At 56.9% G+C, this 12985-nt stretch carries 11 protein-coding genes; 8 read left to right on the top strand and 3 right to left on the bottom strand.

Annotated features, from left to right (window positions below):
• Positions 1–11: 11 nt before the first annotated feature.
• A complete protein-coding gene (locus FN806_RS13285) occupies positions 12–449 on the bottom strand; it encodes a universal stress protein (RefSeq protein WP_142637907.1) in 438 nt (145 codons plus the stop codon).
• Between the two features lie 188 nt (positions 450–637).
• Here FN806_RS13285 and FN806_RS13290 point away from each other — a divergent pair, with 188 nt between their 5' ends.
• A complete protein-coding gene (locus FN806_RS13290; RefSeq protein WP_142637909.1) occupies positions 638–1111 on the top strand; it encodes an Lrp/AsnC family transcriptional regulator in 474 nt (157 codons plus the stop codon).
• Here FN806_RS13290 and pyk read toward each other — a convergent pair whose 3' ends face one another.
• Positions 1112–2557: a pyruvate kinase gene (gene pyk, locus FN806_RS13295; RefSeq protein WP_142637911.1), complete on the bottom strand. Its 1446-nt coding sequence runs from the start codon at positions 2555–2557 to the stop codon at positions 1112–1114. It abuts the gene before it with no gap.
• A 133-nt stretch (positions 2558–2690) separates the two neighbouring features.
• On the opposite strand from pyk, the gene FN806_RS13300 reads away from it, so the two are divergent.
• The 7 genes from FN806_RS13300 (at position 2691) to FN806_RS13330 (ending at position 11113) form a co-directional block, all read left to right on the top strand.
• Positions 2691–3428, top strand: coding sequence for an N-formylglutamate amidohydrolase (locus tag FN806_RS13300; protein WP_142637913.1), 738 nt, complete (start codon positions 2691–2693; stop codon positions 3426–3428).
• A gap of 77 nt (positions 3429–3505) precedes the next feature.
• Entirely contained in the window at positions 3506–3745 is a 240-nt protein-coding gene (locus tag FN806_RS13305) for a DUF6868 family protein (protein WP_142637915.1), read from the top strand.
• Between the two features lie 88 nt (positions 3746–3833).
• The gene (locus tag FN806_RS13310) at positions 3834–4148 is read left to right on the top strand and encodes a DUF1244 domain-containing protein (protein ID WP_142637917.1); all 315 of its coding nucleotides are present in this window, start codon (positions 3834–3836) and stop codon (positions 4146–4148) included.
• A 286-nt stretch (positions 4149–4434) separates the two neighbouring features.
• Positions 4435–5601 (top strand): beta-aspartyl-peptidase, encoded by a 1167-nt coding sequence (gene iadA / locus FN806_RS13315; RefSeq protein ID WP_142637919.1) that lies wholly within the window; start codon positions 4435–4437, stop codon positions 5599–5601.
• A gap of 55 nt (positions 5602–5656) precedes the next feature.
• A complete protein-coding gene (locus FN806_RS13320; protein ID WP_142637921.1) occupies positions 5657–6544 on the top strand; it encodes a cyanophycinase in 888 nt (295 codons plus the stop codon).
• Positions 6545–6566: 22 nt separating this feature from the next.
• Positions 6567–9362 (top strand): cyanophycin synthetase, encoded by a 2796-nt coding sequence (gene cphA, locus FN806_RS13325; protein WP_142637923.1) that lies wholly within the window; start codon positions 6567–6569, stop codon positions 9360–9362.
• A 14-nt stretch (positions 9363–9376) separates the two neighbouring features.
• Positions 9377–11113, top strand: a complete 1737-nt coding sequence (locus tag FN806_RS13330) for a Mur ligase family protein (protein WP_142637925.1) — start codon at positions 9377–9379, stop codon at positions 11111–11113.
• 301 nt (positions 11114–11414) lie between these two features.
• On the opposite strand, the gene FN806_RS13335 is transcribed toward FN806_RS13330, so the two are convergent.
• Positions 11415–12383, bottom strand: coding sequence for an NAD(P)-dependent oxidoreductase (locus FN806_RS13335; RefSeq protein ID WP_142637927.1), 969 nt, complete (start codon positions 12381–12383; stop codon positions 11415–11417).
• Positions 12384–12985: the final 602 nt, after the last annotated feature.

Raw genomic sequence — 12985 nt, forward strand, 5'->3', positions numbered from 1 at the left:
CTGTGCCTCCCTCAATTCACGACCGTGACCGGTACATCGGCATGCATTACAAGGTTTTGCGTTGAGCTGCCGAAGATACGCTTTTTGAGGCCATCCGCGGACGAGCGTCCAACGACAATCTGTACGGCCTTGCTGTCTACCGTGATGGCATTCAGCGTTTCAGCCACATCTCCGTGGCGCACCACTCCGGTCGCGGCGAAACCCGCGGCCTTCAGGGCGTCGACGGCGGGTGCCACCACCCGTGTCGTTGCTAGTTCAATCTCCTCCTCACGCCGCATGTGCCGCTTTGCGTTTTCTTCAGGTGTCTGAAAAGTGTAGGGCGACCATTCAATGACATATGCAACCAGAAGCTCGCATGAACCAATTCTTTCAGCCAAATCTTTGGCGAAGGCGATGGCACGTTCTCCGGATTCTGTCCCGTCCAGTCCTATGACAATTTTTGTTGTCATCTCGTTCCTCCATTTATTGTTCATTTGACCGGGGCCCGTGCCCCCGGCAGGGCAGCCGGAACTTGGAGCATTTATTGTAGACTGCCCTCAAGTCAGTATCAGGAAAAATCACTAGGAAATGGTATTATTTTTGGTCTATTCTCAGTAAATTATCCCATTATGCGCCAAAATTACAGGGAATTTTCCTAATGGACAGAGAATTGGACAAGATCGATCAACGCATCCTGCGGGAATTGGAAGCCAATGGCCGCCTGCCGATCGTCGAGCTTGCCATGCGGGTAAACCTGACCAACACCCCGTGTTCCGAGCGTGTAAAACGACTGGAAAGAACCGGCTATATCACCGGATACAGCGCCGTTCTGGACAAGGAGCGGTTGGGTCTCGGGCATATGACGGTTGTGCAGGTTTCCCTGGCTGCAACGTCTGAGAACTCATTGGATAAATTCAACGATGCCGTGCGCGATGTCACCGAAATCGAAAGCTGCCTGATGGTGGCGGGGTCGTTTGACTATCTGTTAACCGTTCGCACACGCGACATCGCCCATTTCCGCCAGACCCTGGGGGAAAAGATAAATAAGCTTCCGGGCATTCACCAGACCAGTTCCTTTACCGTGATGGAAATCGTCAAGGAACCGGTCGGGCAGAATGTCATACCCGCCTGATCAGCCAGGATCCGTGTTATAGATCAGCCTCTCGTCGCAGGGCGCGATCCGCAGGATATTGGTCGTGCCGGGCACGTTGAACGGAACACCAGCGGTGACAACGATCTGATCCGTGTCAGTTGCAAATCCACCAGAACGAGCAGCACGGGCGGCGCTGACGACCGCCCCTTTGAAACGCTCAAGCTCGGGCGTCATTACGCAATGGCAGCCCCAGCTCAGGCATAACCGACGGGCCGTTCCCTTTGCCGGGGTCATTGCAATGATCGGAACTCCGGGACGTTCGCGCGCGGTCAACAGCGCAGTTGTGCCGCTTTGAGTGAAACAACAGATGGCCTTGATATCCGTTTTCTCGGCAATTTCGCGAGCGGCGGCGACGATGCCGTCGGCCACGGTGGTCCCCTTCGCCGTGCGCGATGCTGCGATAATCTGATCATAAGTGGGGTCGGCTTCGACCTCGATGGCGACCTTGTTCATGGTCTGCACGGCCTCGATCGGATATGAGCCAGCGGCAGATTCCGCACTCAGCATGATGGCATCCGTGCCTTCGTAGATTGCGGTTGCCACATCTGAAACCTCGGCCCGCGTGGGCATCGGGCTTTCGATCATGCTTTCCAGCATCTGTGTGGCCACAATCACCGGCTTGGCGGCGCTACGGCACCGGCGGACCAGACGTTTCTGGATCGGGGGCACCGCGGAAACCGGTAGCTCCACGCCCAGATCTCCGCGCGCAACCATAATGCCGTCAGAGGCATCGAGGATGTCGTCAAACGCTTCAACCGCAGCAGGCTTTTCAATCTTGGACAGGATCGAGGCGCGCCCATCGGCCAGTGCCCGAGCCTCAAAAACATCCTTGGCCCGCTGAACGAAACTCAGCGCCAACCAATCCACACCCAGCTGGCAGACGAATTCCAGATCACCACGATCCTTGGCGGACAAAGCGGCCAAGGGCAGCACGACATCCGGCACGTTCACGCCTTTTCGGTTCGAAATTGTCCCGCCGACCTCGACGGTGCAATTCGCATGATCCTGGCCGCAATCCTGTACGATCAGGCGAATTTTGCCATCATTGACCAAGAGACGCGCACCGGGTTCCAGCGCAGCAAAAATCTCGGGATGGGGCAGGCATACGCGACCAGCGTCGCCCGGGGCCGGATCCAGATCCAACCGAAACACGGCACCCTCGATCAGCTCTTCCGCATCATTGGCAAATACGCCGACACGCAGCTTTGGCCCCTGCAGATCTGCAAGAATGGCGATAGGGCTGTCCAGATCCTTTTCGACCTGACGGATGATCCGGTGCCGCTCGCGGATTTCGTCATGGCTGCCATGGCTCATGTTCAGGCGAAATACGTCGGCTCCAGCTTCGTGCAATGCGCGAATGGTGTCATAGTCATTGGACGCCGGCCCCAGCGTCGCCACGATTTTCACATTTCTCAGGCGTCGCATTGACCTTGTTCTCCTCAAATCATGTCCTGAATTTGCGCGAATGTTACCGCAAACATCGACTCTGCCCGCTTATTGCGCAATTCCCTTTCCGAAGCAACTGTCCTAAACCTGCCGGAAACAACATGACAGGCTTATGACGTATTCTCCGTTTTTTATCCATGGCGCGGATCGCCCTTCCCGCTGGCTGATCACATGTGACCACGCGACCAATACTGTTCCACCGGGAATCAATGGTGGGGATCTTGGCTTGCCGCGTGAGGATATGGAGCGCCACATTGCCTATGACGTGGGCGCCTATGAAGTATCGAAACATCTGGGTGAAATTCTGAACGCGCCTGTGATCGCGGCGAATTTCTCGCGCCTTGTGATCGATCCGAACCGAGGCGAGGACGACCCGACTCTTGTGATGAAACTGTATGATGGGTCAATCATTCCCGGCAACCGTAACGCCGATGCGGATGAGCGCGAGCGGCGTCTGAACATGTGTTACCGCCCTTACCATAGGGCATTGGCTGAGCTGGCCGCACTGCCCCATGCGGTGATCGTGTCGATGCATTCCTTCACCCGGCAGTTGCGTGGACGCGAACCGCGTCCCTGGCATGTCGGTGTGCTGCACACTCCGGATGAGCGTTTTTCGCGCCCACTGATCCACCGGTTGCAGGCTGAAAAGGACCTATGTGTTGGCGTCAATGAACCCTATACTGGCGTTCTGCCGGGCGATGCGATCGACAAGCATTGCACTGCCTTTGGCCGCCCTAATGCGTTAATCGAACTGCGCAATGACCTGATCGCCGACCACGCGGGGCAGCGCGCGTGGGCCGAACGTCTGGGAATTGTCCTGGAAGACGCCCTTTCGCAAAGCGAATTGTGACTTTTGGTGGCTGAGAGCCTGCGCACCATTGAGCGACCACGCCCGAAACCCCATATATCAGGCGAAAGGAGGCGATCATGACGCAAGAGCTTTTGACATCTGTTTTCGGCTGGATGGCGGTGATCAACCTTGCTGTGTTACTATTTTCGACCCTGATGGTCGTGCTGATGCAGGATTGGGCGGCTGGCATCCATAGTCGGATGTTCCAAATGGACCGCGCGGATGTGAAACGTGCGTATTTCAGGTATCTGGCCAATTACAAAATTCTGGTGCTTATCTTTTCCATCGTGCCCTGGCTGGCGTTGAAACTGGCCTAGCGCACTGAGGTGTTGCTGATGATTGAAACGGCCCGCTTTGGTTGTTAGGTCATCTTGAACATATTGGGCAAGCATCCGGAGCGAGAACATGGACCAGAAAACTGAAACCGAACTTCAGGCCGCCGCATTCCGCAGGTTGCAGCAGCACCTGATGGAAGACAGGACCGATGTTCAGAACATCGACATGATGAACCTGGCCGGATTTTGCCGCAACTGCCTGTCGCGCTGGTATCAGGAAGCGGCCAATGAACAGGGCATTGAGATGGACAAGGACGAAGCCCGCCAGATCTTTTACGGGATGACCATGAGCGAATGGAAAGCCAAGTATCAGACCGAAGCCAGTCCTGAAAAGCAGGCGGCTTTTGAAGTCTCATTCGAAGAAAATGTCGGCAAAAAGAGCTGAACGTGAAAATAGAAAGGCCCACCATTTCGGCGGGCCTTTTCTCAGTGAGGCGGCTGTCAACAAAGGTTTCACGGCGTCCGCTACATTCGCTTCTTACGGTTGTTCCGATCCGAAAGCGACTGGCGCGGCGAATTGCGCAAATGCCCAGCTTTACCTCAGCGCTCCTAAGATTTTGCCTTTAAGGCCTGCGCCCGACATTTACGCTTTCTCCGAATTAAGGGATGGTTCTTCTGCTGACTTTCAGTGCAAGAAAGGATGTCTTTGCTCTTACTGACGGGTATGAAACGTGTTGAAACTGATCAAGAATGCGCGGCTCTATACGCCTGAGCCTGTTGGTTTAGGCCATATTCTCACCGCGGGTGAACGCATTATTTACCTCGGTAGCACTCAACCCGAACTGCCGGATCCGCTTCAGGCTGAAGTCGTTGACGTCGAAGGTGCATCGGTTGTTCCGGGTTTGATCGACGGACATGCGCATATCACGGGTGGTGGCGGTGAAACCGGGCCAGCCAGCCGGGTGCCGCCGATGGTCTTGTCCTCGTTCACCCGTGCCGGGGTCACGTCGGTTGTCGGGGTGTTGGGGACGGACGATCTGACCCGCAACACGCAGACGTTGGTGCAGCAGGCCTATGGGCTGCGGGAGGAGGGGCTTTCGGCTTGGTGTCACACTGGTGGCTATCACGTCCCTCTGACCACCCTGACCGGTTCCGCCCGGGGTGATATAGTATTCCTTGATCCGGTTATCGGCGTTGGGGAACTGGCGATCAGTGATCACCGGTCAAGCCAACCGACACTGGACGAGTTTCTGCGGATCGCAAGTGAGGCGCATGTCGCGGGCCTGATGACCGGCAAGGCAGGGATCGTGCATTGCCATATGGGCGACGGCGACAGGGGCCTGTCGATGTTGGGGCAGGCTATTGCGACCTGCGAAATTCCCGCACGCGTCTTCAACCCGACCCATGTCAATCGCAACAAACCCCTGTTTGAACAGGCCGTCGCGTTGGCGCGGCACGGATGTTACATCGACGCCACCGCGTTCCCCTGCGAACACATCGAGCCGGGCATATCAGCCGCCGAGGCCTATATCCAATTTTGCGATCTGGGTGGTCGTGCGGACCGTTTCACCATCAGCTCTGACGGCGGTGGCTGCTTGCCGGCCTTTGACCGTGAGGGCAACCTTACACGGTTCGGTGTGGGATTGTCGGACACTCTGCCTGAAACACTGCGCGACCTGACCGATAAAGGAATGCCTCTGTCTGATGCACTTGCTCCGATGACCTCTAATGTCGCCGATCTGCTCAGGCTACATCGAAAGGGCCGTTTGAAAGTGGGTATGGACGCCGATCTGGTGGTTCTTGACGAAAACACCGCTGTGCGGCATGTGATGGCCCGGGGGGAATGGCATGTCCGCGATGGCCAGATAGCCCGGCGCGGCATGTATGAACAGATTTGAACGTCCGCGCGGTCCCCGGTGGCTGCCCGCTATAGCTCCGGAAGGTAGTTAAGATATGTGCCCTGCACCCATTGATGCAGAGACCCCGCGCGGGTTCATCATCCCGATCGGCGGTGGCGAAGACCGCGTCAAGGAAATGCAGATTCACCGCAAATTCGTGGAGCTGTCCGGCGGCGGCGATGCCGATATTGTCGTGATCCCGACAGCCTCGATGCTGGAAGAAACAGGGCCGGATTATAACCGCATTTTCTCTGAGCTTGGAGCGGGTCAGGTTGAGTTCCTGCCCATCTCGCGTCGCGCCGATTGCGACAATCCCGACTATGCCGAGATGTTGGACCGCGCCACCGGGATATTCATGACCGGCGGGAACCAGCTGCGCTTGTCGGCGATTCTGGGTGGCACGCTTGTTGCTCAAAAAATCCGGCGCCGGAATGCGGCGGGGATACCGATTGCGGGAACCTCAGCCGGGGCGTCGGTCATGTCCGAGCATATGGTTGCAGGCGGCAGCAGCAATTCCGCCCCAGCCGAAGGCAATATCACTCTGGCCCCGGGCATGGGTTTGACCAATGCAGTCATCATTGACCAGCATTTCACGCAGCGTAACCGCCTGGGGCGCCTGTTAACTGCCTCATCTTTCAACCCTTTCCTGATCGGGTTGGGCGTTGACGAAGACACGGCGGCCTTCATTGGACCCGATAACGTCCTTGAGGTAGTGGGCAGCGGAACGGTCACTGTGGTGGATGCCAGCCATCTGACGCATTCATCGATGTGGGATGCCCGCCGCGGAGAGGCGTTGAGCCTTCTGGGACTTCGGCTTGACGTTCTGGGCGAAGGGTGCCGTTATGATCTGACGGCTCGCCAGGCGTTTCCGCCGGATGAGCATATGGCGTTCTGTACATTGCCGGACCTGTCCGGGGACGAGGGCGCCGGCGGGGGAAAATAAAAACTAACCAACAGGGTGCCTCATGAAAATAATTTCGACCAACGTCTTTGTCGGCCCGAATGTTTGGGCAAGTTTTCCGGTTATTCGCCACGTTATCGATCTGGGTATTCTGGAAGAATGGCCTTCGGCAAGAATTGGTTCGGAATTTATCGACGCTCTGGTCGCTGCACTTCCCGGTTTAGCAGAACATGGCTGTTCCTATCGCGAACCCGGCGGGTTCATCCGCCGCCTGCGCGAAGATGAAGGCACCTGGCTGGGTCATGTGCTGGAACATTGCGCTATCGAGGTGCAGAACGTAGCTGGTACGGATGTGACTTTTGGCCGAACGCGCGGCACTGGCGAACCCGGCCAGTACAACATGGTCTATGAGTACCGCCAGCGCGATGTCGGACTGGATGCGGGCAAGCTGGCGATGCGTCTGCTAATGCATCTGTTGCCACACTCCCTCAAGGACCAGGTGGATTACGATTTTGATCCGGATTTCAACTGGGATGATGAGTTACGCAGCTTTGTGCTGCGGGCGCAGCGCAAAGAATTTGGCCCCTCGACCGGCTCGTTGGTCAAGGCGGCACAAGAGCGGGACATTCCGTGGATCAGGCTGAACTCTGGCTCGCTGGTGCAGTTCGGACACGGGAAGTATCAGAAACGCATCCAGGCTACCATCACTTCTGAGACCAAACATATCTCGGTCGAGATTTCCTGCGACAAGGAAGATACCCACAATCTGCTGAACGATCTGGGTCTGCCGGTACCACAGCAGCGCATGGTCTATTCGGCACGCGAGGCGGCAAAAGCAGCGGGACGTATCGGGTTTCCTGTTGTCGTCAAGCCGCTCGACGCCAATCATGGGCGCGGTGTTTCGATCAATCTGAATTCAGAGTCCGAGGTCGAGGCCGGTTTTGCCGAAGCCAAGGAACATTCTCGGAGCAGGGCCATTCTGGTGGAAAGCTTCATCACCGGTTTTGACCACCGAATGCTGGTTGTGAACAACAAACTGGTTGCGGTGGCCAAGCGTGTCCCCGGACATGTCGTTGGCGACGGCACACACACGATTGCCGAACTGGTTGACATCGTGAACCAGGATCCGCGCCGTGGCATCGGACACGAGAAAGTGCTGACCATGCTGGAAATCGACAATCAGGCCAAACGCCTGATGGAGAATGCGGGCGTGACCGAAGAAACCGTGCTGTCGGAAGGCGAGATCTTCTATCTCCGTTCAACGGCAAATCTGTCGACGGGGGGTACAGCGATTGATCTGACGGATGTGGTGCATCCTGACAATCGTGACATGGCCGAACGCGCCATAATGGCGGTTGGATTGGATGTGGGAGGTGTGGATTTTCTGATCGACGACATCACCAAATCCTACAAGGATATTGGCGGAGCTATCGTCGAGGTGAACGCCGCCCCGGGCTTTCGGATGCACGTGGCGCCGTCCGAAGGTCAGCCCCGCGACGTGGCGGGCAGAGTGATCGACATGTTGTTCCCAGCCAATGAGGAAACCCGCATCCCGATTGCGGCGATCACAGGAACCAACGGCAAGACGACGACCTCGCGGATGCTGGGGCATATTATGAAAACCAGCAGCAAGACCGTTGGCATGACCTCGACCGATGGCGTCTATGTGGACGGTAAACTAAGCGTCAAGGGCGACATGACGGGACCGAAATCCGCACAGATCGTCCTGCGTGATCCGGCGGTCGATTTTGCGGTGATGGAAACCGCACGCGGCGGGCTTGTGCGGTCCGGTCTGGGCTATCAGCGGTCGAACGTGGCGGCGTGTCTGAATGTCTCGGCCGATCATCTGGGTCTCGGCGGCATAAACACGGTCGAGGAGCTGGCCGTTGTCAAGCGCGTGGTGGTTGAAAGCGCTGTGGATACTGCAGTGCTGAATGCCGATGACATCAACTGTCTGAAAATGGCCGACTACGCTCAAGCGGATCAGATTTTCTATGTCACGACCAATCCAGCGCACAGTCTAGTCAAGGAACATATCAAGGCCGGCGGCAAGGCTATCGTGCTTGAAAAAGGCATGAATGGTGACATGCTGACCATCTATGACAACGGGCTTCATATCCCGGTTCTGTGGTCGCATCTGATCCCCGCGACGTTGGAAGGCAAGGCAATTTTCAACGTCCAGAATGCGATGTTCGCCGCCGCGATGGCCTATAGTTTCGGCGTGGACCTAGATAATATCCGTCATGGGCTGCGCACCTTCGACACCAGCTATTTTCAGGCACCTGGACGGATGAATGTCTATGACGAACATCCCTTCAAGGTGATCCTCGATTATGGCCATAACCCCGCCGCGCTGAAAGCGATGGCGGCGCTGGCCGATCAGTTAGAGATCAAGGGCCGCAGGCTGTGCGTGGTAGCGATGCCTGGCGACCGGCGCGACGAAGATATTGTCGATGGGGCCGCCGCCCTGGCCGGACATTTTGATCATTTCATCTGCAAGGCAGATGACCGCCGTCGCGGACGCGGGCATGACGAGGTGCCGCAGATGATGCGTCAAGCCCTGATCGACAACGGCGTGGATGCCGCAGCCATCACGGTCATCCCCGACGAGGTTGAAGCGGTCAGTGCCGCGTTGGTGCAGGCCGGACAGGGCGATCTGTTGGTGATCTTTGGTGATGACACAACGCGCTGCTGGAAACAGATCATCTATTTCAATTCTGATGGCGAAGAACCTGAGGTCGCACCTGTGGCAGCCCCCGCCGAAACCTCGTTCGAAGATATGTTCGAAGGCGACCAGAACCTGATCCGGGATGAGCGTGGCGTGCGTCTGGCCCGTGAAATCAGCGAAGACGCGGATTGAGCGGAGGCACCGGAATGGACCGGATCGAAGAGCTTGAGACCGCGCTGACAATAGAAAGCGCGACCGTTGACCATATTCATGTGGATGACGCCCGGCGTCTGACCGGGCCGGGCCTGCTATGGAACCGACCGGGCGCGGTGATGGATGTTTTCTTCACTGATATCGACGCGACGCAGATCACCGACTTGTGGGAGAAGCATGCGCGCCGGGTTCTGGACGCACTGGGCTGGCAGGGACAGGGTCTGATCCACCGTACCTTTACGGGCGGCGTCAATCTGGCGATCTCGACACCGATGGATCAGCTCTATTCCGGGATATTCGCAGCGCAAACCGCCTGGCATTTCTGTGCTGCAGAACTGCTGGCATCCGAGCCCGGAGATTTCGATCAGATGGTTGCGGATGTCAAAGGCGTCATGGAAATGGAAGCCAATCCTGCGCTGATCGCCTTGATCGCAGCGGCTGAGGTGCATGGCGTGGATATCCTTTGCGATGATGACGAGGTGTCGATCGGGCATGGCACAGGCAGTCAGACTTGGCCTGTTGATGGGCTGCCCACCCCGGGTGAGGTGGACTGGTCTGCGCTGCATGATATCCCGGTCGCGTTCATCACCGGAACCAACGGCAAGACCACTACGACCCGGCTGCTTGAGGCTATCGCGCGCGCTTCGGGCAAGGTTGCTGGGCTAACCTCGACCGAGTTTGTCCGCGTGGGCGATGACATTCTGGACCGTGGCGATTACTCGGGCCCCGGCGGCGGCCGGATGTTGCTGCGCGATAAAAGGCTGGAGGTTGCCTGCCTTGAAGTCGCCCGTGGGGGCATCCTGCGCCGGGGTCTGCCGACCCGCGCTGCCACGGCGGCGGCTGTCACCAATGTGGCCAACGACCATCTGGGCCAATATGGGGTCAACACGGTGCCAGAACTGGCCCAGGCCAAATTCGCCGTACATCGAACATTGGCCGAGGGGGGCGTGCTGGCCCTGAATGCCGATGACGGCTTTGTCCGTGCCGAGGCGGAGAATACCTCGGCGAATATCTGGTGGTTTTCGCTGGACGCGCAGAACGACCTGATCCGCCGGGCGCGTGATGCAGACAGGTGCTGCGCCTATGTGCGGCAGGGTGATATCGTGTTTTTCGACGGTGCGGTGGAACAGGTGGTGATCGCAGTTTCCGATGTTCCCCTGACCATGGGCGGCGCTGCGAAGTACAATATCCTGAACGCGCTGGCGGCCTTGTGCCTGGCTTTGGCGCTGGACTTGCCCGTTCAGGCGGCTAGGGATGGGTTGGCCGGGTTCAAACCAGACGCTAAGGATAATCCAGGCCGTTGCAACGAGTTCCGATACAACGGCGCACGGGTCTTTGTGGATTTTGCACATAACCCGCATTCGATTTCCGCCGTTTGCGATGCGCTGTCGAGTTTGCCAGCAAAACGGCGTTTCATCATGCTCAGCCATGCGGGGGACAGATCGGATCAGGATATCCGGGACGTAACCGCGACAGCGCTGAATTTCCAACCCGACGTGGTCGTCGCAACCGAGTTGGAAGGGTATCTAAGAGGCCGCGAGCCAAGGGAAATTTCTGATCTGATCGAAAGGACAGCGTTGGAACATGGGTATGGTGCAGAACAAATACTCAGAGCCGCTTCGCCCACACAAGCCGCATCAATGATACTTGAAAAGCTACAACCGGATGATATCGCTTTGCTGCTGGTTTTGTCCGATCGTGACGCTGTTCTCGCTATGCTCGACGGGTGAGAACAGAGGCGCGTGTCGGGATCACAGAGAGGGCGTGTTAGGAAATGAGTTTTTGGGCGATCGGCAGTCCACATCCGACGCCCTCACCCAATGTCAATACGGCCCTGTCGGACCTTCGTCCCTATCGTATATCCGCCTCATCTCGGATTTTTTGTTTTGCGCATTGCATCATACTGTCCCGCAATTCGAGGCCGAGTGAGCTGGTGCGACGCCGTTCAAAGGGCATTGAGCCTCTGAGCATTGGCCGTCGGGGCAGGTATGATACCTGCCCTCAACTCGCTCGTGGCTGCCGAAACGGGCTCTAGCTGCCGGCAGAGACGCGCGACGAACCCTGCGGGATCACCTCGTATCCAGGCTCTTCTGGTTCGTCATCCGCCATTTCCGCAGGGAAGCCGGGGGCAAGGATGGAAAGACCGGTGGCGTCCTCTAACCGGCGGATAATGTTGGGCGATAGCTCGCGATCGCCATAGCGTGCGATGCCGTCGTCAAAAATCTGGCAAATCAAGGGTGAGACTTCCAGCGGCACATTGTTTCGTTCGGCAATACTCTGGAACAGGCCCACATCTTTTTTCACCAGATCCATGGTGAATGAGATATCGCGCGAACCGTTCAGGATTACCTGGCTTTCGGTAACATGGGAAAAGCTGTTACCGGACGAAATTTTGATCGCCTCGTAGGCTGTGTTCAGGTCCATACCTGCAGCCTTCGCCGTCACCAACGCTTCGGCATTGGCGACCAGATGGACGGTGGCCAGATAATTGGTAAGTACCTTGAGCATCGAGGCGCTGCCAAGCTCACCGGTATGCAGGATACGCCGTCCCATTGTCTTCAGCAACGGCAGAACTCGCTCGAACGTTGAGCGGTCACAGCCCGCAAATACCGAGATATTACCAGTGTCGGCGCGGTGGCAACCGCCAGATACCGGGCAATCGACTGCGGCACCACCGGCGGCGATGACGATACCGCCAAGGCGTTCGGCTTCAGCTTGGTCAGTGGTAGACATCTCCAGCCAGATCTTGCCTTCTTTCACCTCTGGCAGCATCTCCTGCAAGACAGCGTCCGATGCGGCAGGCGAGGGTAGGCAGGTGATGACGACATCGCAATCACGCATCAATGCTGCGGCATTTTCCGCCAACTTGGCACCCTTGTCCGCCGCCGCTTCCATCAGGTCGCGGTTTAGATCAAGAACCGTCAGGTCGATTCCGTTCCGCAAAAGGCTGCCTGAAAGCTTTCCGCCGACATTACCAAGTCCAATGAACCCTACTTTCATCTTCTATTCCTTCCGAGTGTACGAAAAATCCAAACAAACAGATCCGCTAGGTGAGCGGTCGATAAGCGATTCCCGAGAACAAGGTGCCACCGATCCCTTTGTCAGATGAACGACGTTGGAATCTGCAATAACGCCAAGACCGGCCGCGTTTGCCACGAAGTCGAAGCCAAGCGCCGGATTGGCCACGAATGCGGCAATTCTGACTTTCGTCGATGAGACGTCTGGTTTGATCAAGTCCAGATTCCCTGTTCGAATTTGAGACAACTCAAAAACTTGTATCGCGACCTGAGCCGCAAGTGAAAATGATAAAACAGGCTATCTACCACAAAAATTATTTGTCTCTAGATTAGATCAAACCCAATACGCATAGTTGGTTACGCAGCTTCGAGGCAGCGGCCCGACATTTGAACGTTTCGCATATCGATGTCGACCTGTTCAAAGCTTGGCTGCGTGGACAGTTAGCCACGGCTTAGGTTCTGGACCTATTAATTTGTTTGCCGTCATCCCGCCTGCGTGATTCATACCCGTGAGTTTCAGGGGTATAACATGAGCAATCTATTCTGGTTGACTGACGAGCAGATGGCGCGGCTTCAGCCTTACTT

The organism is Ruegeria faecimaris (assembly GCF_900182615.1).
GTDB classification, from domain to species: Bacteria; Pseudomonadota; Alphaproteobacteria; order Rhodobacterales; family Rhodobacteraceae; genus Ruegeria; species Ruegeria faecimaris.

Bases quoted from the DNA above. Each gene is read 5' to 3' on its own strand.
- FN806_RS13335 (WP_142637927.1), bottom strand. From the start codon at position 12,383: ATGAAAGTAGGGTTCATTGGACTTGGTAATGTCGGCGGAAAGCTTTCA.
- FN806_RS13300 (WP_142637913.1), top strand. From the start codon at position 2,691: ATGACGTATTCTCCGTTTTTTATCCATGGCGCGGATCGCCCTTCCCGC.
- pyk (WP_142637911.1), bottom strand. From the start codon at position 2,557: ATGCGACGCCTGAGAAATGTGAAAATCGTGGCGACGCTGGGGCCGGCG.
- FN806_RS13320 (WP_142637921.1), top strand. From the start codon at position 5,657: ATGTGCCCTGCACCCATTGATGCAGAGACCCCGCGCGGGTTCATCATC.
- FN806_RS13285 (WP_142637907.1), bottom strand. From the start codon at position 449: ATGACAACAAAAATTGTCATAGGACTGGACGGGACAGAATCCGGAGAA.
- FN806_RS13305 (WP_142637915.1), top strand. From the start codon at position 3,506: ATGACGCAAGAGCTTTTGACATCTGTTTTCGGCTGGATGGCGGTGATC.
- FN806_RS13310 (WP_142637917.1), top strand. From the start codon at position 3,834: ATGGACCAGAAAACTGAAACCGAACTTCAGGCCGCCGCATTCCGCAGG.
- FN806_RS13330 (WP_142637925.1), top strand. From the start codon at position 9,377: ATGGACCGGATCGAAGAGCTTGAGACCGCGCTGACAATAGAAAGCGCG.
- FN806_RS13290 (WP_142637909.1), top strand. From the start codon at position 638: ATGGACAGAGAATTGGACAAGATCGATCAACGCATCCTGCGGGAATTG.
- cphA (WP_142637923.1), top strand. From the start codon at position 6,567: ATGAAAATAATTTCGACCAACGTCTTTGTCGGCCCGAATGTTTGGGCA.